Below are 26,921 nucleotides of genomic sequence, written 5' to 3'. Positions count from 1 at the left end.
GTCAGGCTCCTGCGACAATGCTCATGACGGCCATGCGGACCGCGATGCCGAACGTGACCTGGTCCAGGATGACGGCCTGCTTGCCATCGGCCACCGGGGAGTCGATCTCCACGCCGCGGTTCATCGGTCCGGGGTGCATGACGATCGCGTCGGGCTTGGCCAGCGCGAGCTTCTCCTGCGTCAGGCCATAGTGCTTGAAATACTCCTGCGCCGAGGGCAGCAGCGCGCCGCGCATGCGCTCGTTCTGCAGGCGCAGCATGATGATCACGTCCACTCCCTTGAGCCCCTCGGCCATGTCGGTGAACACGCGCACGCCCATCTGTTCGAGGCCGGACGGCAACAGCGTCAGCGGGCCGATGGCCCGCACCTCGGGCACGCCCAGCGTGGTCAGCGCGTGGATGTCCGACCGCGCCACACGCGAATGCAGGATGTCGCCGACGATCGCCACCGTGAGCTTGGTGAAGTCCTTCTTGTAGTGGCGGATGGTGTACATGTCCAGCAGGCCCTGCGTCGGGTGCGCATGGCGGCCGTCGCCGGCGTTGATCACGTGCACGTGGGGCGCCACGTGCTGGGCGATCAGGTGCGGCGCGCCGCTGGAGGCGTGCCGCACCACGAACAGGTCGGCCTGCATGGCCGACAGGTTGTTGATGGTGTCCAGCAGCGACTCGCCCTTGCTGGCCGACGAGGCGTTGATGTTCAGGTTGTAGACGTCGGCCGACAGGCGCTTGGCCGCGATCTCGAACGTGGTGCGCGTGCGCGTGGAGTTTTCGAAGAACAGGTTGAACACGCTCTTGCCGCGCAGCAGCGGCAATTTCTTGATCTCGCGGTCGGCCAGCGGCACGAACGACTCCGCGGTGTCGAGGATCTGGTTCAGGATCGCGCGCGGCAATCCCTCCACGGTCAACAGGTGGGTGAGTTCGCCGTTGCTGTTGAGCTGCGGGTTACGCATGGTGCGGCTCCTGGGGCGGCAGGGTTTCGAAATCGATCTTGAAGGCATCGCCGGCGCGCGACAGCACGAGGCTCTGTCCCGGCGCCAGCTCGACGGTGGCCGCGGCGAAATCCGCCGCCACGGGCAGTTCGCGCCCGCCCCGGTCCACCAGCACGGCCAGCCTGATGGAGGCCGGACGCCCATAGTCGAACAGCTCGTTCATGGCGGCGCGTATCGTGCGGCCCGTATAGAGCACGTCGTCGACCAGGATCAGGTGCTTGTCGTCCACGCCGAAGGCGATGTCCGAAGGCTTGACCTGGGGATGCAGGCCGATGCGCGCGAAGTCGTCGCGGTAGAAGCTGATGTCCAGCTTGCCCGGCGCCTCGGGCAGGCCGAAGTCGCGGTGCAGCCGCTCGGCTATCCACGATCCCCCGGAGTGGATGCCGACGAGGTGGGTACGGTCGGCCGGCAGGGTGTCCAGCAGCTTCCGCACGGCGTCGCGCAGCCGCGCATACAGCGCCTCGGCGTCGAGGTTGGGAGGGGTTGGGTTCATGGCAGTCTCGGATCAGGGAGAACGGGGCGTGTCGAAATAGCTCTGCAGGATGATGGCCGCGGCCACCGCGTCCACGCGCAGCCCGCGGCCGGCGGCCCCCATCTCGGACTGGGCGGCCAGGCTGGTGCCGCGCTCGTCCACCAGTTCCACCGGCAGCCCGTAGCGGCCGTGCAACTGGTTGGCGAAACGCCGGCACAGGCCCGTCATGGGCTGTTCGCCGCCATCGGTATCCAGCGCCAGGCCCACCACCAGGCGGGACGGCTGCCATTCGCGCAGCAATTGCTCGACGCGGCCGAAGCGCGTCTCGCGCGTGGTATTGGCGATGACTTCGAGCGGACGTGCGTGGCCGGTCAGCGTATTGCCGACGGCAACGCCGATGAATTGGGTCCCGTAGTCGAAGGCGAGCAGCGTTTCGTCAGGCATGGCCGGCTTCGCCCGCCAGCATGATCGGGGCAATGCCCAGCAGCGCCAGCGCGGCGTCGAAACGCTCGGCGGGCGGCACGTTGAAGATGACGTCGGACGACGCCGACACGCTGAGCCAAGCGTTCTCGGAGATCTCGTCCTCGAGCTGGCCCGCACCCCATCCCGCATAGCCCAGCGTGACCAGCAGCTTGCCCGGCCCCTGGCCGTCGGAGACCGCCTGCAGCACGTCGCGAGACGTGGTCAGGGCCAGGTCGCCGACCTTGATCGAGGAGTTGTAGTCGCCCACCGGGGCGTGCAGCACGAAGCCGCGGTCGGTCTGGACCGGTCCGCCGAAGAACACCGGGGATTCGGCCTGCGTGGCATCGTCCAGGGACAGCTCGATCCGCTCGAACAGGCCCGCCAGGGTCAGGTCGGTGGGCCGGTTGATGACCAGGCCCAGCGCCCCCTTGGCGGTGTGTTCGCATACATAGATGACGGCGCCGGCAAAGTTCGGATCGGCCATGGCGGGCATGGCGATCAGGAACTGGTTCGTGAGATCGATATTGGCGCGTTCGCTCATACCTGTGAATTGTAAACGCCCGGGGCGGGTCAGATCTCGACCATCTCAAAATCTTCCTTGCGGGCGCCGCACTCGGGACAAACCCAATTGGGCGGCACGTCTTCCCACTTGGTTCCGGGAGGAATACCCTCTTCCGGCACACCGGCTGCCTCGTCGTAGATCCAGCCGCAAATCAGACACATCCAGGTACGCATCGTCGTTCAATCTTACCAAGCCCCGCCCCCGCGAACCGGGAACCACCGGGCATCCATTAGAATCTCGCATCTTACCGAAACACCGTGGGCCCCGCCCGGATCCCGCCGGACTGCCCCACCTTTCGAGACTTTTCGTTGCCAGCCGCCCCCACGCCTCCTCTCGTTCTGACCTTCGCCCCCTCCGACCCCAGCGCCGGCGGGGGCATCCAGGCCGACCTGCTGACCTGTGCCAGCATGGGCTGCCACGCCTTGACCGTGTTGACCGGCTATACCGTGCAGGACTCGGCCGGCCTGGAAGACGGCGAAGCCATCGCGCCCGAATGGATAGACGACCAGGCACGCAGCCTGCTGGAGGACATGCCGGTACGGGCCTTCAAGATCGGCGGACTGTTCTCGGCCGAGGCCGTGGCGGCGGTGGCCGAGATCCTGGCCGACTACTCGGCCGTCCCGGTCGTGCTGCACCTGGGGGCCGATCCCCCGGACACGGACGATGCGGAAACCGAGGACTCGGCCGAAGAAATCATGGCCGCCACCATCGAACTGCTGGTGCCCCAGGCCACCCTGGTCGTGGCCGACAGCCTGCGGCTGGAGCAATTGGCGGCGGACGGACTGCTGGACCTGGAGGCGTCCGACGAGACCGCGGCCCAGGCGCTGCTGCGCCGGGGAGCCGCCTGGGTGCTGGCGACCGGCCTGCACCAGCCCGGCGACATCGTGGTCAACACCCTGCGCGGCGGCGGCGATACCACCGCCGAGCCCGCGGGCGAGTACCGCTGGCCGCGGCTGCCCGGCAATTTCCGCGGCGCCGGCCCGACCCTGTCGGCCGCGCTGGCCGCCCTGCTGGCCAGCGGCATGGACGTGCGCGACGCCACCGCCGAGGCCCAGGAATATACGTGGCAGGCGCTGGCGTCGGGCTTCCAGCCCGGCATGGGCCGGCTGCTGCCCGACCGTTTTTTCTGGGCCAAGCAGGGCAGCGAACCGGCGGCGGCCGGTGACGACGCCACGCCCGACACCGTGGAGCCCACGCCATGACCACGGATCCGGCCCTGGCCCACCCGCTGCGCGGCCTGTACGGCATCACGCCCGAGTGGGACGACACCGCCCGGCTGATCGCCGCCGTGGAAGCGGCCGCCCGGGGCGGACTGCGCGCCGTGCAGCTACGCCGCAAGCTGGCCGAACCGGCCAAGCGGCTGGAACAGGCCCGCGCCCTGCGCGCCGCCTGTGATCGCCTGGACCTGCTCCTGATCATCAACGACGATTGGCGGCTGGCCATCGAGGCCGGCGCCGACGGCGTCCACCTGGGCCGCGGGGACGGCGACATCGCCCAGGCCCGCCAGGCCGGGGGACCGGCACTGCTGATCGGCGCCTCCTGCTATGCCGAACCAGGGCTCGCCCGGGCCGCGCTGGCCGCCGGCGCCGACCACGTCGCCTTCGGCGCGGTGTTCGACTCGCCCACCAAGCCCGCGGCCGTGCATGCCCCGCTGTCGTGCCTGACCGAGGCACGCGGGCTGCGGCGGCCGGGCACCGTCCCTCCCGCCCGCCCTGCCATCGTCGCGATCGGCGGCATCACGCCGGCCAACGCGAAGCAGGCCGCCACGGCGGGCGCCGACGCGCTCGCCGTCATCACCGCGCTGTTCGGCGCCGACGACATCGAAGCCGCCGCGCGGGCCTTCGGCCAGGCCTGGGCCGAAGACTCCGCCGGCGCCCCCACCAAGGCATGACCATGATCCGCAACGCAGAACTCTTCGAACGCGCCTGCCGCACCATTCCGGGCGGCGTCAATTCGCCGGTGCGCGCCTTCCGCTCGGTAGGCGGCACCCCGCCCTTCATCGAACGCGCCGCCGGTCCCTACACCTGGGACGCCGACAAGAAGCAATACATCGACTATGTGGGCTCCTGGGGCCCGGCCATCCTGGGCCACGCCCATCCGGCGGTGATCCGGGCCGTGCAGGAGGCCGCCGTCAACGGCCTGTCGTTCGGCGCCCCCACCGAGGCCGAGATCGAACTGGCCGAGATGCTCGTGCACCGCCTGCCCTCCATCGAGCAGGTGCGCCTGGTCAGCTCGGGCACCGAGGCGACCATGAGCGCGATCCGGCTGGCCCGCGGCTACACCGGCCGGGCCAAGATCATCAAGTTCGAGGGGTGCTACCACGGCCATGCCGACAGCCTGCTGGTGAAAGCCGGCTCGGGCCTGCTGACCTTCGGCAACCCGACCTCGGCCGGCGTGCCGCCGGAGTTCACCGCGCACACCCTGGTGCTGGACTACAACGACATCGCCGGCGTGGAAGCCGCGTTCAAGCAGTACGGCGACGAGATCGCCTGCGTGATCGTGGAACCCGTGGCGGGCAACATGAACCTGGTCCAGCCCGTGCCCGGCTTCCTGCAGGCACTGCGCGACCAGTGCACCCGCTACGGCGCGGTGCTGATCTTCGACGAGGTCATGACCGGCTTTCGCGTCGGGCCGCAAGGCGTGCAGGGCCGCACCGGCATCGTGCCCGACCTGACCACCCTGGCCAAGGTCATCGGCGGCGGCATGCCCATCGGCGCCTTCGGCGGCCGGCGCGACATCATGGCCCACATCGCCCCGCTGGGCGGGGTTTACCAGGCCGGCACGCTGTCGGGCAACCCCGTGGCCGTGGCGGCGGGCCTCACCACCCTGCGCCTGCTGGCCGAGCCGGGCTTCTACGAGAAGCTGGAAGCCCAGACCGGCAAGCTGGTGCAAGGCCTGCGCGCGGCGGCCGCCAGCGCGGGCGTGCCCTTCAGCGCCGACCACGTGGGCGGCATGTTCGGCCTGTACTTCCGCGACTCGGTCCCCACCACGCTGGCCGAAGTCTCGGCCTCGGATACCGCCGCGTTCAACAAGTTCTTCCACGCCGCGCTGGTGCGCGGCGTGAGCTTCGCGCCGTCGGCGTTCGAGGCCGGCTTCGTCTCCATCACCCACGACGACGACGTCATCGCCCGCACCGTCGCCATCGCCGGCGAAGCCTTCGCCGAACTCAACCCCTGACCCGGCGGGGCGCAGGCCGCGCCCCGCCCCTTCCGCCCCGCGAGGACAGCCATGGCCGTCAATCTGCACATTCCCGCTCCCGAACTCGTCTTTCCGGTGGACGGCGTCGAAATCGGCGTCACCGAAGCCGGCATCCGCAAGGCCGGTCGCCGCGACCTGACCGTCTTCCGACTGGCCGAGGGCACCAGCGTGGCCGGCGTCTTCACGCGCAACCGCTTCCGCGCCGCCCCGGTGCAGGTGTGCGAGGAGCACCTGGCGCAATCGCTGCCCATCCGCGCCATGGTCATCAACACCGGCAACGCCAACGCGGGCACCGGCGAGCCCGGACTGGCCGCCGCCCGCGCCACCTGCGACGCGCTGGCCGGGCTGCTGGGCCTGGATCCGCGCCAGGTCCTGCCGTTCTCGACCGGCGTGATCCTGGAGCCGCTGCCGGTGGACCGCATCGAGGCGGGCCTGCCGGCCGCCGTCAAGGCGCTGGCGCCGGGCAACTGGACCGAGGCCGCGCACGGCATCATGACCACCGACACGCTGCCCAAGATCGTGTCCAGCAAGGCCAACATCGGCGGCCACCAGATCACGCTGACCGGCGTCAGCAAGGGCGCCGGCATGATCCGCCCCAACATGGCGACCATGCTGGGCTTCCTGGCCACCGACGCCGCCATCGCCCCCGCCCTGCTCAAGCGCATGGCGGGCCAGGTCGCCGACGTCTCGTTCAACCGCATCACGGTGGACGGCGACACCTCCACCAACGACTCCTTCATCATCGCCGCGACCGGCCGCGCCGGCCTGCGCATCGAATCCGAGTCGGATCCGCTCTACCCCGAACTGCTGGCCACGCTGAAGGCCGCGGCGACCGAACTGGCGCAACTGATCGTGCGCGACGCCGAGGGGGCGACCAAGTTCATGACCATCCGGGTCGAGGACGCCGGCAACCAGGAAGAGGCGCTCAAGGTCGCCTATTCGGTGGCGCATTCGCCGCTGGTCAAGACCGCCTTCTACGCCTCGGACCCCAACCTGGGGCGCATCCTGGCGGCCATCGGCTATGCCGGCATCGACGACCTGGACGTGGGCCGGGTCAACCTGTGGCTGGACGACGTGTGGGTGGCCAAGAGCGGCGGACGCAACCCGGACTACCGGGAAGAAGACGGCCAGCGCGTGATGAAGCAGGCCGAGATCGCCGTGCGCATCTCGCTGGGCCGGGGGAACGTGGCGGAGACGGTGTATACGTGCGATTTCTCGCATGAGTACGTGAGCATCAACGCCGACTACAGATCTTGATCCTCCACGCTCCAGCGCCGCGTTCGACTGACGAGTCTAGCAAGTGCGACATTCGTGCAGAGGGCTCACCTTGGGCGCCGGTTGTTGCTCGGCAACCCACAGGTCATAGTAGGCCTGCATGGTGACCCACATTTCGGCGCTGGTGCCCAAGGCAAGTTGCAGCCGCCGGGCCATCTCCGCCGAGATACCTGCACGCGTGTTCAGGATGCGCGAAAGCGCAGCCCGGGTTACGCCCAAGTGCTTGGCAGCGTCAGTAGTGCTCATGTCGCCCAGGTACTCTCGCAGGACAAAGCCGGGATGAGCGGGATTATGCATACGCATGGCTTGCTCTCCTAATGATAGTCCTGGTAATCCACCAGGACGGCGTCTCCGTTCTCGAAATAGAACGTGAGGCGCCAATTGCCGCTGACCGACACGGCCCAATGTCCGGCAACGGACTGCCCCTTGGGGTTCTTCCCGCTCAGTTGATGCAGATTCCAGCCCGGGGCCGACATATCGGCCTCCGACGTCGCGGCATGCTTCACCACGATCTTGGCTTTTGAACCCGTCTCGAAGAACAGTTGAATGCCTTTGTGCCGGAAGCTTTTGATCATTCGTATAGTGCATCTATACACTACTCAAACATCAATCGATCTCTATGGACTCGTTCTTGGCGGCCCCCCCTCGCCGGGCGCGCCATCGAAAAAAATGGTGCAATACCCGATGCCGTAGATGGATACCGGCCTCGGCGGCGTGCCCGCCCGGGCCGGTATCCGTCGTTCAAGAACACGATCCGGGGCCGCGCGGCTCCGGCCGAAGATAGGAACGCCGCTGTGCCGAACGAGTCCTCCCCACCTGTCGATCTGGCCTCTTTCCTGAAACGCGCCGAGGGCGTCCTCGCCCAGCTCGAAGCCTGGTTGCCCCCCGCCCCGCCTGCCGTGGACTGGAATTCCCGCGCCTTCCGCTGGCGCAAGCGCGGAACGCGGGGCTGGCTGGAGCCGGTGCGGCACATCGCGCGCATCGACCTGGACGACCTGCAGCACATCGATCGCCAGAAGGACGTGATCAACCGCAACACGGTGCAATTCCTGGAAGGCAAGCCGGCCAACAACGTGCTGATGACGGGCGCGCGCGGCACCGGCAAGAGTTCGCTGGTGAAGGCCATGCTGGCCGCCCATGGCGACCGCGGGCTGCGCCTGATCGAGGTCGACAAGAGCGACCTGGGCGACCTGCAGGAAATCGTCGAGACCGTGGCCGAGCGGCCCGAGCGCTTCATCGTTTTCGCCGACGACCTGTCGTTCGAGGAAGGCGAGCCCGGCTACAAGGCGCTCAAATCGGTGCTGGACGGTTCCATCGCCGCCTCGACCCAGAACCTGCTGATCTACGCCACGTCCAACCGGCGCCACCTGATGCCGGAGTACATGCACGAGAACCTGCAGGCCAAGCACCAGAGCGACGGCGAGATCCACCCCGGCGAGACCGTCGAGGAAAAGATCTCGCTGTCCGAGCGCTTCGGCCTGTGGCTGTCGTTCTATCCGTTCAAGCAGGACGACTACCTGGACATCGTCGCGCACTGGCTGCGCGAGCTGGGATGCAGCGAGGAGTCCATCGCCAGGTCCCGTACCGAGGCGCTGCAATGGACGCTGGAACGCGGCTCGCGCTCGGGCCGGGTCGCCTGGCAATTCGCGAAAGACTGGGCAGCGCGGAATGACTAAGATCGTCGATGTCGCGGTGGGAGTGATGCTGCAACCGGACGGACGCCTGCTGCTGGGCCAGCGGCCCGAAGGCAAGCCTTATGCGGGATGGTGGGAACTGCCCGGGGGCAAGCTGGAGCCGGGCGAGACGATCCTGCAGGCCCTGGCGCGGGAGCTGAAGGAAGAGCTGGGGGTGACGGTGCTGGAGTCGTCGACCTGGGTCACGCATGTGCACGCGTACTCGCACGCCACCGTCAGGCTGTATTTCTGCCGCGTCACGCGCTGGGAAGGCGAGCCGCGGGGACTGGAGTCGCAGGCGCTGCAATGGGGCCGGATACGGGACGCGAACGAGGCCGAGGCACAGGCGGCGCGGCGCGATCATGAAGCGCGGCTGAAGGCGCTGGAAGCGCGCCTCGCCCGTGGCGAGCAGCCGACCGACCTGGAAGCGGCCCAGGCCCGCGCGCAGTCGCCGGAGGATGCGCTGGGACTGGCGCTGGAGCCGCGCATCGGCCCGCTCCTGCCGGCCACGCTGCCGCCGCTGCGCTGGCTGCACGTGCCCGGCACCTATGCCATCACGAACATCGGCGCGCCCGCCAACGTCGACGCCTTCCTGCAACGCCTGGATACCGCGCTGGCCTCGGGCCTGAAGCTGGTCCAGTTCCGCGAACCGGGCTGGCCCGGCGGCGCGGCCGACGACACGCTGCGCCGGGTATTGAAACAGGTGGTGGCCCGTGCCCGATCGGCCGGCGCGCGCGTCCTGGTCAACAGCGTGCATCCGCGCGGCTGGATCGCCGACGCCGACGGCGTGCACCTGCGTGCCGCCGACATCCCGGCGCAACGCCCCGCGCTCCCGCCCGGCGCGATGCTGGGCGTATCGGCCCACGACGCCGCGGAGCTGGAGCGTGCACGCCAGTTGGACGCCGACTTCGCGGTGCTGGCGCCGGTGCTGCCCACGCCTTCGCATCCCGGCCAGCCCGGCATGGGCTGGGAAACCTTCGGCAAGCTGGCCTTGCACGCCGGCCTGCCGGTGTTCGCGCTGGGCGGGCAATCCCCCGGTACGCGCACGACCGCCATCGCCCATGGCGCCCACGGCGTCGCGGGCATAGGCGGCTTCTGGGGCAACTGACCCCAGGGCGCCAGGCCGGCGGCGCCCGCCCGCCGGCCCCCGGCCTCCCGCCAGCGTCACTGCACGGTGATGCTGGCCTCCTTGATGACCTTCTCCCACCGCGCGGCCTCGGTATCGATCAGGCGCTTGAACTCCGCGGGCGTATTGCCCACCGTCAGGCCCCCGTGCGCCTGGACCTTCTCCTTGACGTCCGGCGACCGGGCGATCCGGGCCAGCGCGGCGGCGAGCTTGCCGACGATCTCCGTCGACGTGCCGGCGGGAGCGACCACGCCATTCCAGACGGTCGCCTCCAGGTCCAGGCCCTGTTCCTTCAGCGTCGGCAGTTCGGGCATGGAGGCCAGGCGTTCGCCGCTGGTCACCCCCAGGCCGATCACCCTGCCCGACCGGATCGGCGCCATGCCCGAACCGGTGAAGGCGAAATGGATGCGACCGGCGTTGAGATCGACCTCGGCCGATGCGGTCGACTTGTAAGGCACGTGGAGGGTGTCGACGCCGGTCATGGAGGCGAACAACGCACCCACCAGGTGCGGCGAGGTGCCCGACCCCGGCGATGAATAGTTCAACTGGCCGGGCCGCGACCGGGCCAGCGCCACCAGTTCCTTCACGTTCTTGACTCCCAGCGTGGGGCTGGCCATCAGATAGAACGGCAGCGCCGCGACCATGGAAACCGGCGCGAAGTCGCGCTTGGGGTCGTAGGTGATGTTCGGATACAGGAAAGGGTTGATCGACAGCGTGGTCACGGATGCCATGAGCAAGGTGTAGCCGTCCGGGGCTGCCTTGGCGACGTAGTCCGCGCCTATCATGGTGCTGGCGCCGGCCTTGTTCTCGACGATGACCGGTTGCTTGAGTTCGCGCGCCAGGGCGTCGGCAAAGATGCGCGACACGGTGTCGGCGACGCCTCCCGGTCCGTGCGGCACCACCAGCTTGATGGGACGGTCCGGATAATCGGCGTGCGCCGCCAGCGCCGGGACGGCTCCCAGCGCCATGGCCGCGACGAAAGTCTTGATGCGTGTTTTCATGCTGTCTCCTGTTTTCATGCGCCGGACGGACGCCGGGCTCCCGGATCCGTCCGGCTGGAAAGGCCTACTGTGCGCCTGCGTCCAGCGATACATTCCAGGCGTCGTAGCCATAGACCCAGTCCGGGTTGGTGGACTCGCGCATCCAGTTGTTGGCGCTCGACCCGGCCTGCACCGCCGACGTGCGGGGCTTGCGGACCTGCTCGAACAGGCGGAACGCCATGTCGAGATCGGCGCCGTGCTCCGCCACGCAGCGCGCCAGGACGACCGAATCCTCCAGCGCCATGGCCGCGCCCTGGGCCATGTAGGGCGTCATCGGATGGCAGGCGTCGCCCATCAGCACGATATTGCCCCGTCCCCAGCTCGGCAGCGGATCGCGCTGGAAGATCGCCCATTTATGCACGTCCGGGCATGCTGCCAGCACGGCGCGCACATCGGGATGGAAATCGGCATAGGCCGCCCGCAGCACCTCCAGGTCACCCTTGGCCGACCACGACTCGGGAGTCAGCCAGCCCGCGTCCTCGGGTTGGCTGGTGACGAAATAGACCTCATCCTGGCGCCGGGTCACGTAGTAGATGACGATGTGGCGGTCCGGCCCCCACCATTTCGTGCGCGACCGGCCGATGTCGAGCGAGCCCAGCCGGCTCGCGGGAAACGTCGTGCGGTAGGCGACGCGGCCGGTGAAGCGAGGCTGCTCCTCGCCCAGCAGCAGCTCGCGCACCAGGGAATGCACGCCATCGGCGCCGATGACGGCGGCCGCGCGGGCCTCGCTGCCATCCTCGAACCGCAGCACGGCCTCGCGGTCTCCCTGGTCCAGGTGCATGAGCTTCTTGCCCAGCGACATGTGCTCCTGCGGCACCCGCGCGGCCAGCGCCGCATGCAGGTCGCCGCGATGCATGGCCAGGAAAGGCATGCCATAGCGCTCCAGGACAGCCTCGGCCAGCGGAAACTCGTTCGTCACGGCGCCGGTGTCGTGCGCCCGATTCAGGGACGACCGGGGCGAGAAAGCGATCTCTTCCAGCTGCGGGCGCAGTCCGAACCCATCCAGCACCCTCATCGCATTGGGCGACATCTGGATGCCCGCGCCGATGCGCGCGAACTGACGCGCTTGTTCGTACACGTGCACGGCCACGCCCTGCGCGCGCAGGGCGACCGCCGCCGCCAATCCGCCGATCCCCGCGCCGATGATCGCAACCGGCAACTCCGACTTCTTCATGAAACTCCTCCAATGATCCGCCATCGCGGAAGCACTCATTATTGAAGTCCAGACATATCGAGTAAATTGCAGAACAGCACTAGCAGCTATAGAACTTCTCTATGCGAGGAAAGGCCGGGGATGGATATCAAGCAACTCGAGTACTTCGTCCAGGTCGTCGACGCCGGCAGCTTCACCCGCGCCGCGATGGTGCTCGAAATGACCCAGCCTTCCCTGAGCCGGCAGATCCGCCTGCTGGAAGTGGAGTTGCACGAGCACCTGCTCTACCGGAACGGCCGTGGCGTGGAGCCGACCGAGGCAGGCAGGCGCCTGCTGGAACATGCCCGCGTGGTCCTCGATCGCCTGGCCACCGCGCGACAGGAAATCCACGAACTGAAGGCGGTGCCACGCGGCAAGATCGTCGTCGGCTTCCCCCCGCGCATCGCCCACCTGCTCGCCCCCAGCCTGGTGCGCGGCTTCCGCGAGCGCCTGCCCGGCGCCGCGCTGACCGTGACCGAAGGGCTGAGCGTGAGCCTGAGGGAATGGCTGCACGAAGGCCGGGTCGACGTCGCGCTGCTGTACGACCCCGCCCCGGGAGAGACGCTGGACTATGAACCCGTGTTCAAGGAGGAACTGATGCTGGTGGGGTCGGTACCCGGTCCGGGCGAGCGCCTGCCCGAATCGCTGCCCGTCGATGCGCTGGCGGACTACCCGCTGATCCTGCCCTGCGAGCCCAACACCATCCGCGCGGTGGTGGATGCCGCCTGCCGCCGGCGCGGCATCGCCCTGGACATCGTCGCCGAAGTCAATGCGGTGCACACCATGGTCGCGCTGGCCGAAAGCGGGGAAGGCTACGCGCTGCTGTCGGCCAGCGCCATCGGGCCGCAGCGGCGCGCGGGCACCCTGGCCACGGCGCGCGTACATTCGCCGTCCATGCACAACAACCTGATCATGTGCACGGCGCGGCTGCAACCCTTGACCCGGCTGACGCGGGAGACGATGCAATTGCTCCGGTCGCTGGACATCCGGACGCTGCTGGCCAACGCCTAGTTCAATTCACCGACGGCGGCGGAGGAAACAGGCGCCCCGAGGAGTCCCCGCTCAGGTCGTCGGTCTCCAGCGGCGCGCCGGGAATCGCGAATTTCTCGGCCGCCCAGGCCCCCAGGTCGATCTGGCGGCAGCGTTCGGAACAGAAGGGCCGCCAGGCGTTCTCGGGACTCCATGGGGCCGGCCTGGCGCAGGTGGGGCATTTGACTTTCTTGACCATGGCCGCATTGTAGCCAGGGGACGAGGGATCCGCCGCCCTCAGAAGCTGTTGCACAGCGTCAGCCGGAAGGGCACGTCGGCCGTCACCGGCTGGGGCTTCAGATCCCCCCCCTGGGACGAGAACCGCACCGACACCATGTATTTGTTGGCGCTGACTTCGGGAAACACACCCAGCGTGTCGTCGACATAGATGCGCAGCAACTGGTAGGCCTTGCCGCCCAGCATCTGCTGGAAGGCGCCGCCCTCGGCCACCACCGCGACCTGCCGGCCCGATTCGCGCAGCATCTTCAGCACGATGGCCAGGCCGTCCCGTATGGGCAGGAAGGGCTCGACCCACTGGGCGAGATCCTGGACCCGCTGCTCGACCGGCTTGTGCTTCCAGGCGTGAAAGGACGGGACATCGAACTCGCAGGCCCCGCCCGGGATCGCCAGGCGGCTGCGTATGCTGGTCAGCCATTCGTTCTGCCGCAGCGGCTGGCCGGTCTTGCCCTGGGCCACGAGCGAGCCCGTGGCCTGCTCGATGCTGGACAGCATGACGTCCAGGGTCTGGCGGTCGACGCCGGGATGCTCGCGCAGCGAGCTCAAGGATTGGCGGTAGCGCTCCAGGTCCTGCAGCAGCTCGGACTTGAGGTCGGCGCGCGCCGACACGTCCAGGATTTCAAACAGCGTGGTCAATGCGACGTGATGCCCGCGGGCATCCGGTTGCCGCACGAAGAAGAACAGATTATCGAAGAGGCTTTCCAGACGCAGCAGCGTACGGACGCGCTCGTTGAATGGGTATTCGTAAAGAACCACGTAGACCGTCCGGAATCGGAATTTCGTAGAAATATACCTGTACCGCATGGACACGGCGACACTTGCCTTGTCCGCTTCCGAACGGCCCTTGCGCGGGCGCTTCGGAACACCTCCATCATTGTAGGTACGGAGCAGACAGGAAAACACTCAACCGTAGCCCGATCCCCCCTTACTTTGAAGCAGGCCGCCCGGCAATGCGGTTTCGAGTTGTGACGCCGGCCGCCCCGGCCGCCTCCAGCAAGGCCGCGTGGAAGTCGCGATGCAGCGTGGTGTCGGGCGCGTCGCGGTGGCGCAGGATGCCCACCATGCCCTGCCGGCGGGTGGGCAGGTCCAGCGCGACCAGTTGGCCGGCGGCCTGGAAATAGTCCAGTGCGCGGCGCGACAGCGCGGTCAGCAGGCTGGCCCGCTGCATCATGGCCACCAGCATCAGGATGCCCACCGCCTCCACACGGTAGCGGGGCGCGGGCTGCCCGGCCAGCGCGAACTCGGCGTCCAGTTCGCGCCGCAGCGGATTGCCCTTGGGCGGCACCACCCAGCCGCATCCGTCCAGATCGGCCCACGTCAGGCCGCGGCGGCCGGCCAGCGGATGCGCGGGGGGCGCGGCCACCGCGATGCTTTCGCTGTAGACCGGCGTGCAGCGCAGGCGGTCGTCGATGGCATCGCCTTCGAGACGCGTCACCACGAAGTCCAGGCGGCGTTCCAGCAGCGGTGGCAGGAGCTGGTCCAGGGTCGATTCGGTGATGGACAAACGGGTTTCGGGACGGCGCGACAGCAGCAGGGCCACACTGTCGGGCAGTAGCCCGGTCGAGACCGTGGCCGTCACCCCGATGGACAGATGGCCGTCCGCCCCTTCGGCCATCAGCGCCATGGTCTGGCTGGCCCGCTCGACCTCGGCCAGCATGATGCGGGCATGCTCGGCCATCGCCGCGCCGAAGCGGGTGGGCACGAGGCCCCGCGAATGGCGTTCGAACAACGGCACGCCCAGTTCGCCCTCCAGTTCGGCCAGCCACTTGGACAGTGCTGGCTGCGTCATGCAGAGGCGATCGGCGGTGTGACTGAGATTGCACGTATCGGCCAGGCTGCTCAGCACTTCGAGCTGCCGGATGCGCAAGCGCCGGGTCCAGTTCATTGCCATGAATTTTATGTATGACAGCCCGGCATTTTATCATTGGAAGGAAATACCTCTCCGTTCCCATAATGCAGGCACGGCGCCGACCAGACTGGCCCAGCCAGCCCGCCCCCCTTCCACGGAGACATCTCATGCGACCGCTTGCGCGCCTTTTCCTCGCCTTCTTCCTTCTTGCCGCCGCGCCCTGGGCCCGGGGCGCCGACTACCCCGACCGCCCGGTCAAGCTGGTCATCAACTTCGCCGCCGGCGGGCCGCTGGATCTCATTGCGCGATTGATCGCCGAACAGGCGGCATCGCGCCTGAAACAACCCGTCATCGTCGAGAACCGCGCGGGAGCCGGCGGCAACATCGGCGCCGAATACGTCGCCCGGTCGCCCAAGGACGGCTACACGGCGCTGGTCAGCATCGACCACCTGCTGACGATCAATCCCTCGGTCTACAAGAACATGGGGCTGGACCCCTTCCGCGACCTCGTGCCGGCCGGCATCTTCGGCACCACCTCGCAGGTACTGGTGGCCCACCCCAGGCTGGGCCTGAAGAATTTCCGCGACTTCCTGGACCGGGCCACGAAGGAAGACCTGACCTACGCCTCGGCCGGCCTGGCCTCGCCGGGCCACCTGACTTTCGAGCTGCTGAAGGCCAGGACCGGCATACGCGGCACGCACGTGCCCTACAAGGGCAACGCACCCGCCCTGTCCGACGTGGTGGCCGGCCATGTGCCGCTGGCTTTCGTGGCCTCGACCAACACGCTGCCCTACGTGCGGTCCGGCGCGCTGCAGGCGCTGGCCACCTCGGCCACGGCCCGCAACCCGCAGTTGCCGCAAGTCCCCACCGTACAGGAACAGGGCGTACCCGACTTCGACGTGCAGTTCAGCCAGGTGATCCTGTTTCCCGCGGGCACGCCAGCGTCCGTGGTGAAGAAGTGGGGGGACCTGCTGCGCGAGATCCTGGAAAGCCCCGAAGTACGCCGCCAACTGGACCAGATGGCCGTGACGCCCTTCTGGGCGGACTCGGCGCGAACCACGGCCTGGCTGCATGACACGCGGGCGCGATGGGACGCCCTGATCCGCAAGCTGGACATCCAGTGAGTCCGGCTCGACGCCGCGCTCAAACGGGCAGCGCGGACAGGTCGAGCCAGGCGCGATGCCGGTCCAGCGTACGCGCCGCCAACTGGGCGGGCGTGGTCTGGCCATCGTTGACGATGACGTCGTCGGCCACCGCGAGGCGCTGGGCGCGCGTGGCCTGGGCGGCCATGATGCGGGCGACCATCTCGGGCGCGAGGCCGCTGCGGCGCCGGACGCGCAGGACCTGGGTGGCCTCGTCGCAATCGACCACGCAGATGCGGTCCACGCGATCCCGCCAGCGGCCGGACTCCACCAGCAGCGGCACCACGAAGACCTGGTAGAGCCCCTGGCGCGCGGCCGCCTCGCGCTCGACCTCCTGGCCGATGAGCGGATGGATCAACGCCTCGAGCCGCGCCTTGGCGCGGGCATCGGAAAACACCAGCGCCCGCATGCGGGGGCGATCCATCGCGCCATCGGCGCCTATCATGTCCGGGCCGAATTCGCGCCGCAGCGGCTCGATGGCGAGGCCGCCCGGCGCGGTAAGCGCATGCGCGATGGCGTCGGTGTCGATGACCGCCGCGCCCTGGGCCTCCAGGAGATCGGCCACGGCCGTCTTGCCGGAGCCGATGCCGCCCGTCAAGCCCACTCGCAGGGGCCGCCCGCCGGAAGAAGAAGGTGTGCCTACCATGCCAGCAGCTTAATCCATGCGTCGCCGGCGAACAGCGCCGCCACGCCCGCCACCGCCAGATACGGACCGAAGGGCAGCGGCTGGTCGCGCCGCACCCGTCCGGCCAGCAGCAGCCCCCCGGCCACCGCCACGCCGGCCAGCGACGCCGCCACCATGACCAGTGGCAGGCTCTGCCACCCCAACCAGGCCCCGATGGCGGCCAGCAGCTTGAAATCGCCATAGCCCATGCCCTCCTTGCCCGTCAGCAGGCGGAACAGCCAATACACCGACCACAGCACCCCGTAGCCGGCCATCGCGCCGATGACCGCGTCGGGCAGGAAGGCGAAGCCGCCCCACAGATTGACGAACAGCCCCCCCCACAACAGCGGCAGCGTCAGGTCGTCCGGCAGCAGCGAAGTCTGGAGATCGATCACCGCCAACGCCAGGCAGGCCGCGCAGAACGCCATGGCCGCCAGGCTGCTCCACGTCACGCCGAACACGGCCACGCAGGCCGCGAACAAGGCCGCCGCCGCGAGTTCCACCAGGGGATACTGCCAGGAAATGGGCGCGGCGCAGTGGGCGCAGCGGCCGCGCAGCACGAGCCAGCCCAGGACCGGGATGTTGTGGCGCCATGAGATGGGATGCCGGCATGCCGGGCAATGCGAAGCGGGACGCGCCAGGTCGAAACGCTCCTGCCCGGACGGCGCGTCGCCATGCAGCTCGGCGCACTGTGCCTGCCAGGCACGCTGCATCATCTGCGGCAGGCGCGCGATCACGACATTGAGGAAGCTGCCCACCACCAGCCCCAGCACGGCGGCGGCCGCGCCTGCCAGCCACGGGGTGGCCGCGAGTATCTGCACGAATGACATAGACAAAGATGAAAAACGCCGCCACGGCGGCCCCCCGCAAGCTTAACCGCCCCCCGGGTCCCGCGTGGAGCGGGCCGTGCAATAAATGTCATCCCCCGCGAAACGGCAACCCGCCCATTCGCCGCCTTGTCCATCGCATGCCGGCAGACGCAACAGGGTAGACTTGCGGTAAATCTCAAGAGCCGGAGCCGTCATGACCAACCCGCCCCTTTCGCCCCGTCCCGCTCCTTCCCGCCTTGCCACCCTGGCCGCCGCCCTGGTCGTGGCGGCCGGACTGGGCGCGTGCTCCATCCCCCTGCCTGACCGCCAGCACTCCGGCACCCTGACCGCCGCCGACGCGGTGGTGCCGCCGCCTCCCGCCATGACGCAGGAACAGGCGGACCGGGGCAGACAGGACCGGGGCGTGCCCCTGGCCCAGCCGCAAACCTTCCGCGGCGTCATCCCCTGCGCCGATTGCGCCGGCCAGCGCGTCACGCTCACGCTGCTGCCCGACTGGACCTGGCGCATGCGCCGGGTGTATTTCGGGACCCGCGACAACAAGGAACAGAGCTTCGTCAGCACCGGCCGCTGGGAGCGCCTGGTCGACTCGTCCGACCAGATCCGCCTGATCGGCGACCGCAACGAAGGCGGACTCTACGAGTTCATTTCGGGCACGACGCTGCGCATGCTGGACCAGAACGGCGACCCCATCCAGTCCACGCTGAACTATGCGCTCACCCAGCAGTTCGACGTGGATTTCATCACCGACAGCTTCACGATGCGCGGCAAGGTCGTGTCCAAGGACGGCCAGCCCACCTTCGCCATCTGCAGCACCGGCAAGCGCTATCCCGTATCGCCCACCGGCCAGGCACAGGCACTGGCCGACGCCTACGCCAAACTGCGCGTGGCGCCCGGCACCCCCGTGCTGATGTGGATAGACGGCCACATCGCCCGCACCGGCGAACCCCCGGTGGAATCGGTCGTCGTGGACAAACTCGCCCGCGGCACCCTGGACAGCCCCTGCGAGGACTAGGCCCCCCCCTACGCGCTGACGCGCGCCCCCCAGGGGGCGAAACTGGCGGACCGGAAGGGAAGGCCACCCCCACGCCCTTCGGGCGCCCCCTCAAGGGGGCGATGCGAGTGGACCGGCAAAGCCGGATCCACCGCATCCTGGGTCTAGCTCCAGTTTCTTGGATTGTGGCACCGTTGCCATCGCTGGCAGCCAGCGGTAGCCAGGATGATCCAATCCAAGAAGCGCGTACCAGACCCAGGAAACCGCGGATCCGGCTTTGCCGGTCCGCCGGTTTCGCCCCCTGGGGGGCGCGCGTCAGCGCGTAGGGGGGGGTCTTCTACCTTGCCCTGGAAATACGCACTTCCGCGCCGCGGCGCTTCACCTCCAGGCCTTCGGACGGCAGGATCTTCAGGCCTTCCAGGCCCTTGGCGTAGCTCGATCCCTGCATCTGCATGACGCGGATCTTGTTGCGCATCACGCTGGGGTTGTGCACCGGCATGCCGAACAGCCAGACCTCGTCCAGGATGCGGGCTGAGTTGAATTCGCCGGTGTGCTGGGCGGCGGGGCCCAGGCACAGCATGTGGCCTTCGCGGCCGAAGAGCGGCAGGCGGTCCAGTCCGCACTCGAAGGTCCAGGTCGTGCCGCCCTCGTAGCGCCAGCCCGTGTTCAGGTCCCACCAGGCCTCGCCCTTGGGGAAGTAGACACGGATCTGGTTGCCGGGCTGCACCGCTGGCGCGACCAGCAGGGCCGGGCCGAGCAGGTATTGCAACTCGTGGGCGTGCGCCTCGGGATCCTCCGGGAAGGACAGGGCCATGGAGCGCTGCACCGGCAGGCCGGTGCGGGCCGCGTCCTCGATCACGCCCAGCACGTAGGGAATGAGCCGGTAGCGCCACTGCATCAGCGTCTGCGCGTGCTGGAAGGCCTCGTCGCCGAAATCCCAGGGCAGCAGGCCCGGCACCGCATGAAAGCGCAGGTGCGAGCTGAACACCCCGGCCGCCAGCCAGCGCAGGTACAGCTCGGGCGTCATGGTGCCCAGCGGATGCTCGGGCGAACCGATGTCATGGGCATGGGCCGGCAAGCCGCTGGCGCCCGAGGTCAGCGCGGCGCGCAGCGATTCGGCCAGGCCTTCCCAGGTGTTGGGCACGGACACGGGCGCCTGCATGGGCAGGCGCTGGCCGGTCGGGAAAAGATCGCGGCTCCACACCACGCCCTCGGGCGGCGTCTTGTTCCAGGCCGCCGCCTCGAACAGGCAGCGCTTGGCCAGCATGGGATAGGCCGTGCGCAGCCTGGCGCCGGTATCGCCGTTGCGCGCCTCGACGCCGTCGGGGATGTCGAACTGGATGTCGCAGGACACCGCATCGACACCTTCGTCCATGATCTGGCGGATCTTGTCGCGCCAGAAGGTCCAGACGTCGCGGTGGGTCAGGTCGAGCAGGCCGAAAGCGGCTCCCGCGCTGGCGGGCACGCCGGCGAACACCTGGGCGCCGCCCGTGTCGTCGGTCAGCAGCCAGCCCTTGTCCTCGAGCTCGGCGAACATGGGACTCTGGGTCGGTACGCCCGGAAAGCCCGGCGCGCACACCTTCAGGTCCAGTCCCTTGAACTCCCCCAGCACCTGGCGCGGGTCGGGGAAGCGGGCGGCGTCCCATTCGAGGTTCAGCTTGGCGCGGATGTCCCAGGCCGCGGGCGGCCTGAACGACACGGCATCCACGGGCATGCCGCGGCTGCGCATCTGGCCCGCCACGGCCGCCAGTTGCCCGGCTCCGGTGCCGGCCGCCTCGTGCAGCCAGGCCCCCATGCTCCACAACGTGGGCTGTCCGGCGCGGCCGGTCAGCTGGGTGTACTGGTTCAGGATCTCGGCCGGTTCGCCCACGAACAGGAACAGGTCCAGCTGGGCATCGGCGATGGTCACCACGTAGCTGTCGGGCGCGAACTCGGGCAGGCCGATGTCGTGCACGACGGACTCGAGCGTATTGACGTAGAGCCCCCAGCCACGCGGGCTCCAGGCCAGCGGCAGGGCGCGCGACTCGGCCTCGTCGGATACGACGCGCTCGGCGCGGCGATCCAGCATGATGCGGCTCTCGCCCAGGCCGTGGACGGCTTCGCCGGCCGCGAGGTCGAAGCACAGGGCCCATGATGCCGGAGCCGCCGCGTCCTCGGTGCCGAGCGGGCACAGGTCCTCGTCCGCGGAGGAAGCCAACACCTGCTGCCCCTTGCGGTAAAGGGCCAGCCGCACGGGATTGGCGGCGATCTCGAGCACGTTGTCGCCCTGGACGATGCGCCAGCCGGGCTGGCCGGCCACGTCCGCCTGTTCAACCACGGCCTCGCCTATGGCCTCGTCCCGGGCCAGCAGGTCATGCAGGGCCGCGGCGCGCGCGGCCGGGCCGGAGGCCGGCTTGCCCGTCACGGCGGGCGTACCCATGCTCAACCTGAACACGCCAGGCGCGCTGGCTTCGACCAGCACCGGCTGGCCCTGGTCCGTGGTGAAGCGGACGGCGGCCGGACCGGTCGTGTTGAGAGACAGGGATTCCAGACGCTGGTAGCGGGAGGAGTCGAATTGAAGTGGCACAGGTTTCCCTCGATCGCTTTCGACAGATTGGCAATAGCAAAGACGCAACCCTCGCGAGGCCCCGCTATCCGCCCCAAATGCGGCAAAAGACCGCACTTTTTCGCCAAAACCTCTATTTTGACGGATTCGGGGAGGCAAATAAACCGTGGAAGCAGCCGTCTCTCGCTCATCCATGCGCTGCCGAGGCCCACGGGCCAGGCACCGCGCGCCCACAGGGACGTCTTTTTGCTGTTAATCCCTCTATTTTCCCACGATTCGGACCGGAATCAGCGCCAGGCGATCATGCGCAGCAAATCCCCTTCCAGCACCATAGGTTCTCCCTCCAGGAAAGCGGCCAGAATGTCGCCCCCCAGGGCCGACCAGCTGAGTCCGCGCGAGGCATAGCCCGACGCCGCCCAAAGCCCGCCCTGGACAGGCGATTCGCCGATCACCGGCAGCCGGCCGGGCAACACGGCGCGCCAGCCCGCCCAGCCCATGGACGCACTGGGATCCAGGCCGGCGCCGGCCAGCTCCGGCAGGAGCCGGCCGGCCCGCTCGAGGTTGACCGCGTGGCCCTCGGCCGTGGCGACCGCCCGCGGGGCGTCATGCACATAAGTGCTGCCGGCCACGCACATGCCATCCACGGCGGGCAACACATAGCCGTCGCCCGCCACCACGCAATGCGGCGGGTGCCAGGCGGCCGCTTGCGCCGGCAGCAGCGTGATCTGCCCAGCGATGGCTTTTTGCCCGAAGAAGCCCGGCAGTTCGCCTCCGGTCGCCGCCAGGCCGCTGGCGGCGAGCAGCCGCGGCGCCTCGGCGGCATTGGCCAGCACCACGATCTCGGCTTCGGCCAGCGTGGCGCCATCGCCATCGATAGCCCGCCACCGCCGCCCCGACGGCACGTCCGCCGGCAGCGCCTCGATGCGGGCCACCCGCGCCGCCCGGACCGCGATGCCCGGCCGGGACAGCAGCGCCGCGCCCAATTGGCGGGGACGCACCCGTAACCCGCCGGGGAAATACACGCCGCCGCGCGCCGTCGGGCAGCCCGCCAGCGCGCTGGCCTCTTCCCGCGTCACCGGGCACGCCCAATCTGCCGGAAACCCCAGCTCCGCCAGCATGGCACGCATGCCGGCCTCTTTCTCGTCGGACTTGGCCAATTGGACGGTGCCGCAGCGGTCGACGATCCCGCCATCCACCCAGGGCGCCCAGCGCGCCGCCGCGCGGAAGGCCCCGGCGCGGCTCAGGCGCGCGCGCGGGCTGTCGTCGCGAGCCAGCAATGGCGTCAACGCGGCGGCCAGGTGGCCGGCTTCCGGCGGCCGGGCGCCCCACGCCGGATCGAACACGGACACGCGCCAGCCGCGCAACGCCAGCGCATGCGCCACGCCCGCCCCCGCGATGCCCGCCCCCACCACCACGGCATGGCGCTCGGCGAAGGACGGCGGCTCGGCCGGCGCGTGGCGGCGCTCGAAGCGCGGTGCAAAACGCGCCACGGTCATATGGAGCTTGCCACCGAAACCGCTCCGGCGCTCGACCTCGAACCCTGCCGTCCGCAAGGCCCGGCGCACCGCGCCGGCGCTCGCCCAGGTCGCCGCCGTGGCATCCGGCGCGGCCAGTCTCGCCAACGCCCGCATCAGCGGCTCGGACCACATGTCGGGATTCACGGAGGGCTTGAAGCCATCCAGGAAAAAAGCGTCCGCGCGCAGGACCAGCCGGGGCACGACCTGTTCGGCCAGCCCGAAGGCCAGGGTCAGCGTCACCTCGCCGCCATCCAGGTCCAGCCGGTGCAGTCCCGGCAAGAGCGGCGGCCATTGCGCCAGCAACTGCGCGGCCATGTCCTTCCACCCGGCGGGCAGCCGGGGCTGCAACAGTTCCGCCAGATCCTCGCGGGAGAAAGGATGGGCCTCGATCGACACCACGTGCAGCCGCCGGCTGCGCCGGGGATCGTCGCGCCATGCCCGCCACAGCGCCAGGAAAGTCAGCCCCAGGCCGAATCCGGTCTCGCACACCGTAAAACGCTCACGCCCGCGCCATCGCTCCGGCAGCCCGTTGCCCGCCAGGAACACATGGCGAGCCTGCTCCAGCGCTCCCTGGGCGGCATGATAGATATCGCCGTAGCGCGGGCTGTAGGGCAGGCCATCCTGATCGAAGGCGGGCCGGGAGGGGGTCAGAGGCGTAAACACGGCGAGGATGATAACCCCCCCCTACGCCCTTCGGGCGCCCCCCAGGGGGCGATGCGGGTGGACCGGCGGAGCCGGATCCACCGCATCCTGGGTCTAGTACCTGTTTCTTGGAGTGTGGCGGCGGTGCTTCGCTGGCTGCCAGCGGTAGCAACCGTGCTTCAGTCAGGATACTTTCCCTAGACCCAGGAAACCGCGGATCTGGCTTTGCCAGTCCGCCGGTTTCGCCCCCTGGGGGGCGCGCGTCAGCGCGTAGGGGGGGACCCCTACGCCGCCTTGGCGGCGTCGGCGTCGGCGCCGGCGGCGACGACGTGGATGGGGAAGCGGCGCGTCGTGGCGCGGGGCGGGGGCAGTTCGGTGGCTTCGGTGCGGCCGCCGGCGGCCGAGATGGAGGCTTCGTAGGCGTGTTCGCAGGCGCTGGCGCCGGCCGGCAGGTATTGGCAGGCGGTGTCGGCGCAGGAGCCGCAGCAGGTCGCCACGCCCAGGTCGAATTGCAGGTCGGCCAGGGTGGTGGCGCCGGATTCCACGCTGCTGCGGATCTGGCGTTCGGTGATGGCGTTGCAGACACAAACGTACATGGCGGGACTCGGTTGCGGCGCAATGTGAACCGCAGTGGTCATCGTAATGAGATTAATTATCGATAATATTCTCAAGATTTGCAAGAGGCCGGTTTTGCGTGGGTGATACGTGATACGGCAAACTTTTCGACCATCGAAAAGTTGGAGAATATCGGGTGCGGGCCGCGCCACGTGGCGATACAGTCCCTGCTGTAAACACGTAGAGTTGGATATGACCCAAGACAAGCAAGCCCCGTCGGCCGCCGGCGCCCGTCCGCTGTTGTTCGATTCGCACGCCCACTTGGTGGCGGATGACCAGGTGCGCTATCCGCGCAATCCCATGAAGCGGGCCGCCGATGCGCCGCCGCGCGCCCCGGGCGTGATCGGCAAGCCGGGCGGCAAGCACGGTCCCAATCCGATCAATGAAGTGCCCGACGTGGCGCGCATGCTGGTCTGGATGCAGGAAGAAAACGTCGACGGCGCGGTGGCCGTGCAGAAGCGCATGATCTACCGCTACGACAACAGCTACATCCTGGATTCGTCCGACGCCCATCCCGATATCTTCTCGGCGGTGGTCATCCTGGACGCCGAGGATGCCGGCACGCCGGGCCTGGTGCGCAGCTACATCGAGAAGAACGGCCTGGCGGGCGTGCGCCTGTTCGGTGGCCGCCAGCCCGACGGCAGCATGCCGTGGCTGAACTCGCCGCAGGCGCTCAAGACCTGGGACGTGGCCGAGGAGTTCGGCCTGGTCATCGATCTGGAAGTGCTGGCCGTGGGTGGCGGCGGTCCGTCGGTGCCGACCATCATCGAACTGGCCCGCCGCTATCCGAACGTGCGCATCGTGCTGGACCACCTGCTGGAGCCCGAGGCCACCGAGGAACACTTCGGCCTGGACGAACGCTTCGAGAAGCTGGCGCACGAACAGAACATCTTCTTCAAGTTCACCTCGATCAACCTGGACGAGTACCGCGAGGCCGACGTGCCGGCCGAGCAGGTGCTGCGCCGCGCGGTCGACCTGTTCGGCGCCGACCGCATCATGTGGGGCTCGGACATCGGCACCTCGTCGGGCACCTACAAGGAAATGGTGCAACGCATGCTCGACGCCTCGGTCCTGCTGAACGACGAAGAGAAGCGCGCGGTCTGGCACGATACCGGCAAGCGCGTGTTCGTGAAGGGCGGCGCCCGGCGCTGATTTTCACCAGGACAGCCGTACGGAAGATGGAACGCATCCGGCAATGCGATAATCGCCGGCCGGCGTTCTTTCCGTACGGAGGTCCGCGTGCCTTCTTTTCCGCCCGTCCAAGCCGTTGTCCGCGCCATCGAACTGCTGCAGGCTCTCAACCGCCAGCCGGTGTCGACCCTGGACGTCCTGCACAAGCAGACGGGCATCCCCAAGCCATCGTTGATCCGCCTGCTGGAGTCCCTCGCTTCCAAGGGGCTGGTGCGCCATGCGCCGCAGTACGGCGCGTATTACCTGACGTCGCTGGTCAACACGCTGTCGTCGGGCTATCACAGCGAGCCGCGCATCGTCGAGGCAGCCCGGCCGCGCCTGGACGCGCTGACCGAGGCCATCAAGTGGCCGCTGGCCATTGCCGTGTTCGACACCGATGCGATGGTGGTGCGCTACAGCACCATTCCCCATTCGCCGCTGTCGCTGCTGCATTCCACCATCAACATGCGCCTGAGCCTGGTCAGCCGCGCCATCGGGCGCGCCTACCTGGCCTTTTGCGAAGAGGACGAGCGCGAGACCATTCTCGCGCTGCTGCGGCAGTCGAAGAGTCCCGAGGATGAGCCGGCACGGGACAAGGACGCGGTCCGGCGGATGATCGAACGGACGCGGGCGCAGGGTTACGCGTTGCGCGACCCCGCGGTGCGCCCGGTATCCGGCACGCTGGCGGTGCCGGTGTTCGACGGCAAGCACGTGGTGGCCTCGTTCGGCATGACGTGGTTCGCGTCCACGCTCACCAACGAGCAGGTCGTCGAGCGCTACCTGGAGCCGTTGCAAGAGGTCTCCCGGGGCATCTCCGAGGACCTCGCCAGACTCTAGGCCGCGGCGGCGGCCGGCGCGGGCATGGGGTACTCGTCCGCGTTGCAGACCAGGCCCGGCTTGCTGGAAAAATCCATGCGGGGCGGGCCGAAGATGTCGATCAGCCAGCAGTCGCCCTGGCTGACGTTGCGGCTGGTGTGCAGCACCTTCGCGGGGATGACCGTGACGGACGGGCTGCCGATCTCGACATGCTCGTCCTCTTTCCACATGTCCATGTCCGGCGTCCACGGCCAGCGCAGGTGATGCGCATAGGTGCCCTGGATCGCCAGCGAACCCTGTTCGAAGTCGGCGTGGGTGTGCGGGCTGAGCTTGTGCACGTCGCGAGGCACCACGCGCTTGGCCAGGAAATTGACCATCAGGTTGGTGCTGCGGAAGATGCGCATGTTGCTGTCCGGCCGCACATGGTCGGCCAGCACGTAGTGGCGCAGCTTGAAGCCGGCCGGCGGATCGGGCCACGGCACCAGCGGCGCGACCTCTGGGGCGCCGTCGGCATAGACGGCCTGGTTGACCGAGGCCGCCGCCAGGTCGGCGGCGCGGTTGGAGAACACGCGCACGATGGTGCCCGCCGCCGTGGCTTCGACGCGGCTCGCGCCGGGGGGAACGATGGTCACGGTCTCGGGGGCGGCATCGATCAGGTCGGCGCCCGCCTGGATGCGGGCGCCGCCGCTGTGCACGAAGACGAAGTACTCGTCGGGATTGGCGTCGCGCGCCAGCACGGCACCCGCTTCGACCTGCGAGACGGCGACGACGAAATTGGCGCCCCGGGTCAGCCAGGTGCGCGCGCCGGCGTCCTGTTGCTGCGGGGCCGTGTCGTAGTGCGCGGCATAGGTCGCGGACCGCGGTTGTTGGACAGTCATGGGCTTCA

At 68.8% G+C, this 26,921-nt stretch carries 29 protein-coding genes; 11 read left to right on the top strand and 18 right to left on the bottom strand.

Translation table 11 applies throughout. From position 1 onward, the window contains the following. Position 1: 1 nt before the first annotated feature. The 5 genes from AC1Q6E_RS02180 to AC1Q6E_RS02160 are packed head-to-tail and all read right to left on the bottom strand — an operon-like array spanning position 2 to position 2,657. On the bottom strand, positions 2–997 hold the full coding sequence (locus AC1Q6E_RS02180; RefSeq protein WP_152798198.1) for an aspartate carbamoyltransferase catalytic subunit: 996 nt from the start codon (positions 995–997) through the stop codon (positions 2–4). Then, entirely contained in the window at positions 942–1,481 is a 540-nt protein-coding gene (pyrR, locus tag AC1Q6E_RS02175) for a bifunctional pyr operon transcriptional regulator/uracil phosphoribosyltransferase PyrR (RefSeq protein ID WP_152798199.1), read from the bottom strand. Before pyrR ends, AC1Q6E_RS02180 begins: the two co-directional genes overlap by 56 nt. A 12-nt stretch (positions 1,482–1,493) precedes the next feature. Next, a complete protein-coding gene (gene ruvX, locus AC1Q6E_RS02170) occupies positions 1,494–1,904 on the bottom strand; it encodes a Holliday junction resolvase RuvX (RefSeq protein ID WP_152798200.1) in 411 nt (136 codons plus the stop codon). Then, complete coding sequence (locus AC1Q6E_RS02165) at positions 1,897–2,463, bottom strand: YqgE/AlgH family protein (protein ID WP_152798201.1); 567 nt, start codon at positions 2,461–2,463, stop codon at positions 1,897–1,899. The genes ruvX and AC1Q6E_RS02165 overlap by 8 nt, the downstream gene beginning before the upstream one ends. Positions 2,464–2,492: 29 nt before the next feature. Then, positions 2,493–2,657, bottom strand: a complete 165-nt coding sequence (locus AC1Q6E_RS02160; protein WP_152798202.1) for a rubredoxin — start codon at positions 2,655–2,657, stop codon at positions 2,493–2,495. 135 nt (positions 2,658–2,792) lie between these two features. Here AC1Q6E_RS02160 and thiD point away from each other — a divergent pair, with 135 nt between their 5' ends. Genes thiD through argJ form a run of 4 tightly spaced genes read left to right on the top strand, consistent with a single transcriptional unit; the run spans position 2,793 to position 6,939 of the window. Further along, positions 2,793–3,686 (top strand): hydroxymethylpyrimidine/phosphomethylpyrimidine kinase, encoded by an 894-nt coding sequence (thiD, locus tag AC1Q6E_RS02155; RefSeq protein WP_152798203.1) that lies wholly within the window; start codon positions 2,793–2,795, stop codon positions 3,684–3,686. After that, the gene (gene thiE, locus AC1Q6E_RS02150; RefSeq protein ID WP_492572111.1) at positions 3,683–4,375 is read left to right on the top strand and encodes a thiamine phosphate synthase; all 693 of its coding nucleotides are present in this window, start codon (positions 3,683–3,685) and stop codon (positions 4,373–4,375) included. Before thiD ends, thiE begins: the two co-directional genes overlap by 4 nt. Positions 4,376–4,377: 2 nt before the next feature. Continuing rightward, positions 4,378–5,661 (top strand): glutamate-1-semialdehyde 2,1-aminomutase, encoded by a 1,284-nt coding sequence (hemL, locus tag AC1Q6E_RS02145; RefSeq protein ID WP_492572110.1) that lies wholly within the window; start codon positions 4,378–4,380, stop codon positions 5,659–5,661. Between the two features lie 51 nt (positions 5,662–5,712). After that, entirely contained in the window at positions 5,713–6,939 is a 1,227-nt protein-coding gene (gene argJ, locus AC1Q6E_RS02140) for a bifunctional glutamate N-acetyltransferase/amino-acid acetyltransferase ArgJ (protein WP_152798171.1), read from the top strand. A 36-nt stretch (positions 6,940–6,975) separates the two neighbouring features. Here argJ and AC1Q6E_RS02135 read toward each other — a convergent pair whose 3' ends face one another. Then, on the bottom strand, positions 6,976–7,260 hold the full coding sequence (locus AC1Q6E_RS02135) for a HigA family addiction module antitoxin (RefSeq protein WP_492572109.1): 285 nt from the start codon (positions 7,258–7,260) through the stop codon (positions 6,976–6,978). 11 nt (positions 7,261–7,271) lie between these two features. Next, complete coding sequence (locus tag AC1Q6E_RS02130; protein WP_152798170.1) at positions 7,272–7,532, bottom strand: type II toxin-antitoxin system RelE/ParE family toxin; 261 nt, start codon at positions 7,530–7,532, stop codon at positions 7,272–7,274. 249 nt (positions 7,533–7,781) lie between these two features. On the opposite strand from AC1Q6E_RS02130, the gene AC1Q6E_RS02125 reads away from it, so the two are divergent. Then, complete coding sequence (locus tag AC1Q6E_RS02125) at positions 7,782–8,633, top strand: ATP-binding protein (protein ID WP_492572193.1); 852 nt, start codon at positions 7,782–7,784, stop codon at positions 8,631–8,633. Beyond that, positions 8,626–9,738, top strand: coding sequence for a thiamine phosphate synthase (locus tag AC1Q6E_RS02120; protein ID WP_296556855.1), 1,113 nt, complete (start codon positions 8,626–8,628; stop codon positions 9,736–9,738). Before AC1Q6E_RS02125 ends, AC1Q6E_RS02120 begins: the two co-directional genes overlap by 8 nt. Positions 9,739–9,794: 56 nt before the next feature. Here AC1Q6E_RS02120 and AC1Q6E_RS02115 read toward each other — a convergent pair whose 3' ends face one another. Both AC1Q6E_RS02115 and AC1Q6E_RS02110 read right to left on the bottom strand, forming a co-directional pair. Next, positions 9,795–10,757, bottom strand: coding sequence for a Bug family tripartite tricarboxylate transporter substrate binding protein (locus tag AC1Q6E_RS02115; RefSeq protein WP_492572108.1), 963 nt, complete (start codon positions 10,755–10,757; stop codon positions 9,795–9,797). A 64-nt stretch (positions 10,758–10,821) separates the two neighbouring features. Then, entirely contained in the window at positions 10,822–11,970 is a 1,149-nt protein-coding gene (locus AC1Q6E_RS02110) for an FAD-dependent monooxygenase (RefSeq protein WP_152792467.1), read from the bottom strand. A gap of 120 nt (positions 11,971–12,090) precedes the next feature. Between AC1Q6E_RS02110 and AC1Q6E_RS02105 the strand changes: the two genes are divergently transcribed. After that, entirely contained in the window at positions 12,091–12,999 is a 909-nt protein-coding gene (locus AC1Q6E_RS02105) for a LysR substrate-binding domain-containing protein (RefSeq protein ID WP_152792468.1), read from the top strand. Position 13,000: 1 nt separating this feature from the next. On the opposite strand, the gene AC1Q6E_RS02100 is transcribed toward AC1Q6E_RS02105, so the two are convergent. The 3 genes from AC1Q6E_RS02100 to AC1Q6E_RS02090 form a co-directional block, all read right to left on the bottom strand. Further along, positions 13,001–13,216: a DNA gyrase inhibitor YacG gene (locus AC1Q6E_RS02100; protein ID WP_152792469.1), complete on the bottom strand. Its 216-nt coding sequence runs from the start codon at positions 13,214–13,216 to the stop codon at positions 13,001–13,003. 38 nt (positions 13,217–13,254) lie between these two features. Continuing rightward, complete coding sequence (zapD, locus tag AC1Q6E_RS02095; RefSeq protein WP_492572107.1) at positions 13,255–14,010, bottom strand: cell division protein ZapD; 756 nt, start codon at positions 14,008–14,010, stop codon at positions 13,255–13,257. A 169-nt stretch (positions 14,011–14,179) separates the two neighbouring features. Beyond that, positions 14,180–15,145, bottom strand: a complete 966-nt coding sequence (locus tag AC1Q6E_RS02090) for a LysR family transcriptional regulator (RefSeq protein ID WP_296558398.1) — start codon at positions 15,143–15,145, stop codon at positions 14,180–14,182. A gap of 125 nt (positions 15,146–15,270) precedes the next feature. Between AC1Q6E_RS02090 and AC1Q6E_RS02085 the strand changes: the two genes are divergently transcribed. After that, on the top strand, positions 15,271–16,227 hold the full coding sequence (locus AC1Q6E_RS02085; RefSeq protein WP_492572106.1) for a Bug family tripartite tricarboxylate transporter substrate binding protein: 957 nt from the start codon (positions 15,271–15,273) through the stop codon (positions 16,225–16,227). Between the two features lie 19 nt (positions 16,228–16,246). Here the strand turns inward: AC1Q6E_RS02085 and coaE are convergent, their stop codons facing one another. Both coaE and AC1Q6E_RS02075 read right to left on the bottom strand, forming a co-directional pair. Further along, positions 16,247–16,891, bottom strand: coding sequence for a dephospho-CoA kinase (gene coaE / locus AC1Q6E_RS02080; RefSeq protein ID WP_152792473.1), 645 nt, complete (start codon positions 16,889–16,891; stop codon positions 16,247–16,249). Beyond that, a complete protein-coding gene (locus AC1Q6E_RS02075) occupies positions 16,885–17,739 on the bottom strand; it encodes a prepilin peptidase (RefSeq protein WP_152794430.1) in 855 nt (284 codons plus the stop codon). The genes coaE and AC1Q6E_RS02075 overlap by 7 nt, the downstream gene beginning before the upstream one ends. Before the next feature lie 193 nt (positions 17,740–17,932). Here AC1Q6E_RS02075 and AC1Q6E_RS02070 point away from each other — a divergent pair, with 193 nt between their 5' ends. Beyond that, positions 17,933–18,751, top strand: coding sequence for a copper resistance protein NlpE N-terminal domain-containing protein (locus tag AC1Q6E_RS02070; RefSeq protein WP_296558404.1), 819 nt, complete (start codon positions 17,933–17,935; stop codon positions 18,749–18,751). A gap of 316 nt (positions 18,752–19,067) precedes the next feature. On the opposite strand, the gene AC1Q6E_RS02065 is transcribed toward AC1Q6E_RS02070, so the two are convergent. From AC1Q6E_RS02065 to AC1Q6E_RS02055, 3 genes are all read right to left on the bottom strand, one after another. Continuing rightward, positions 19,068–21,296, bottom strand: coding sequence for a glycoside hydrolase family 31 protein (locus AC1Q6E_RS02065; protein WP_296558406.1), 2,229 nt, complete (start codon positions 21,294–21,296; stop codon positions 19,068–19,070). 266 nt (positions 21,297–21,562) lie between these two features. Next, positions 21,563–23,464, bottom strand: a complete 1,902-nt coding sequence (mnmC, locus tag AC1Q6E_RS02060) for a bifunctional tRNA (5-methylaminomethyl-2-thiouridine)(34)-methyltransferase MnmC2/FAD-dependent 5-carboxymethylaminomethyl-2-thiouridine(34) oxidoreductase MnmC1 (protein ID WP_492572192.1) — start codon at positions 23,462–23,464, stop codon at positions 21,563–21,565. Between the two features lie 254 nt (positions 23,465–23,718). Further along, positions 23,719–24,030 carry a (2Fe-2S)-binding protein gene (locus AC1Q6E_RS02055; protein ID WP_152797864.1) on the bottom strand — a complete coding sequence of 104 codons (312 nt, stop codon included), beginning with the start codon at positions 24,028–24,030 and terminating at the stop codon, positions 23,719–23,721. A 211-nt stretch (positions 24,031–24,241) separates the two neighbouring features. Between AC1Q6E_RS02055 and AC1Q6E_RS02050 the strand changes: the two genes are divergently transcribed. After that, positions 24,242–25,201 carry an amidohydrolase family protein gene (locus AC1Q6E_RS02050; protein ID WP_152797863.1) on the top strand — a complete coding sequence of 320 codons (960 nt, stop codon included), beginning with the start codon at positions 24,242–24,244 and terminating at the stop codon, positions 25,199–25,201. Between the two features lie 87 nt (positions 25,202–25,288). After that, positions 25,289–26,056: a DNA-binding transcriptional regulator gene (locus tag AC1Q6E_RS02045; protein WP_492572105.1), complete on the top strand. Its 768-nt coding sequence runs from the start codon at positions 25,289–25,291 to the stop codon at positions 26,054–26,056. Here the strand turns inward: AC1Q6E_RS02045 and AC1Q6E_RS02040 are convergent. Further along, on the bottom strand, positions 26,053–26,913 hold the full coding sequence (locus AC1Q6E_RS02040; RefSeq protein ID WP_492572104.1) for a cupin domain-containing protein: 861 nt from the start codon (positions 26,911–26,913) through the stop codon (positions 26,053–26,055). The genes AC1Q6E_RS02045 and AC1Q6E_RS02040 overlap by 4 nt on opposite strands. Positions 26,914–26,921 lie beyond the last annotated feature (8 nt).

Source organism: Pigmentiphaga sp. MLSB6-MA01 (assembly GCF_058793475.1).
This window is presented reverse-complemented; position numbering and strand designations above follow the sequence as displayed.

Excerpts from the sequence above, each read along its gene's own strand:
- AC1Q6E_RS02180 (WP_152798198.1), bottom strand. The coding sequence starts at position 997 with ATGCCTTCAAGATCGATTTCGAAACCCTGCCGCCCCAGGAGCCGCACC.
- pyrR (WP_152798199.1), bottom strand. The coding sequence starts at position 1,481 with ATGAACCCAACCCCTCCCAACCTCGACGCCGAGGCGCTGTATGCGCGG.
- ruvX (WP_152798200.1), bottom strand. The coding sequence starts at position 1,904 with ATGCCTGACGAAACGCTGCTCGCCTTCGACTACGGGACCCAATTCATC.
- AC1Q6E_RS02165 (WP_152798201.1), bottom strand. The coding sequence starts at position 2,463 with ATGAGCGAACGCGCCAATATCGATCTCACGAACCAGTTCCTGATCGCC.
- AC1Q6E_RS02160 (WP_152798202.1), bottom strand. The coding sequence starts at position 2,657 with ATGCGTACCTGGATGTGTCTGATTTGCGGCTGGATCTACGACGAGGCA.
- thiE (WP_492572111.1), top strand. The coding sequence starts at position 3,683 with ATGACCACGGATCCGGCCCTGGCCCACCCGCTGCGCGGCCTGTACGGC.
- hemL (WP_492572110.1), top strand. The coding sequence starts at position 4,378 with ATGATCCGCAACGCAGAACTCTTCGAACGCGCCTGCCGCACCATTCCG.
- argJ (WP_152798171.1), top strand. The coding sequence starts at position 5,713 with ATGGCCGTCAATCTGCACATTCCCGCTCCCGAACTCGTCTTTCCGGTG.
- AC1Q6E_RS02135 (WP_492572109.1), bottom strand. The coding sequence starts at position 7,260 with ATGCGTATGCATAATCCCGCTCATCCCGGCTTTGTCCTGCGAGAGTAC.
- AC1Q6E_RS02130 (WP_152798170.1), bottom strand. The coding sequence starts at position 7,532 with ATGATCAAAAGCTTCCGGCACAAAGGCATTCAACTGTTCTTCGAGACG.
- AC1Q6E_RS02120 (WP_296556855.1), top strand. The coding sequence starts at position 8,626 with ATGACTAAGATCGTCGATGTCGCGGTGGGAGTGATGCTGCAACCGGAC.
- AC1Q6E_RS02115 (WP_492572108.1), bottom strand. The coding sequence starts at position 10,757 with ATGAAAACACGCATCAAGACTTTCGTCGCGGCCATGGCGCTGGGAGCC.
- AC1Q6E_RS02110 (WP_152792467.1), bottom strand. The coding sequence starts at position 11,970 with ATGAAGAAGTCGGAGTTGCCGGTTGCGATCATCGGCGCGGGGATCGGC.
- AC1Q6E_RS02105 (WP_152792468.1), top strand. The coding sequence starts at position 12,091 with ATGGATATCAAGCAACTCGAGTACTTCGTCCAGGTCGTCGACGCCGGC.
- AC1Q6E_RS02100 (WP_152792469.1), bottom strand. The coding sequence starts at position 13,216 with ATGGTCAAGAAAGTCAAATGCCCCACCTGCGCCAGGCCGGCCCCATGG.
- AC1Q6E_RS02090 (WP_296558398.1), bottom strand. The coding sequence starts at position 15,145 with ATGGCAATGAACTGGACCCGGCGCTTGCGCATCCGGCAGCTCGAAGTG.
- AC1Q6E_RS02085 (WP_492572106.1), top strand. The coding sequence starts at position 15,271 with ATGCGACCGCTTGCGCGCCTTTTCCTCGCCTTCTTCCTTCTTGCCGCC.
- coaE (WP_152792473.1), bottom strand. The coding sequence starts at position 16,891 with ATGGTAGGCACACCTTCTTCTTCCGGCGGGCGGCCCCTGCGAGTGGGC.
- AC1Q6E_RS02075 (WP_152794430.1), bottom strand. The coding sequence starts at position 17,739 with ATGTCATTCGTGCAGATACTCGCGGCCACCCCGTGGCTGGCAGGCGCG.
- AC1Q6E_RS02070 (WP_296558404.1), top strand. The coding sequence starts at position 17,933 with ATGACCAACCCGCCCCTTTCGCCCCGTCCCGCTCCTTCCCGCCTTGCC.
- AC1Q6E_RS02055 (WP_152797864.1), bottom strand. The coding sequence starts at position 24,030 with ATGTACGTTTGTGTCTGCAACGCCATCACCGAACGCCAGATCCGCAGC.
- AC1Q6E_RS02050 (WP_152797863.1), top strand. The coding sequence starts at position 24,242 with ATGACCCAAGACAAGCAAGCCCCGTCGGCCGCCGGCGCCCGTCCGCTG.
- AC1Q6E_RS02040 (WP_492572104.1), bottom strand. The coding sequence starts at position 26,913 with ATGACTGTCCAACAACCGCGGTCCGCGACCTATGCCGCGCACTACGAC.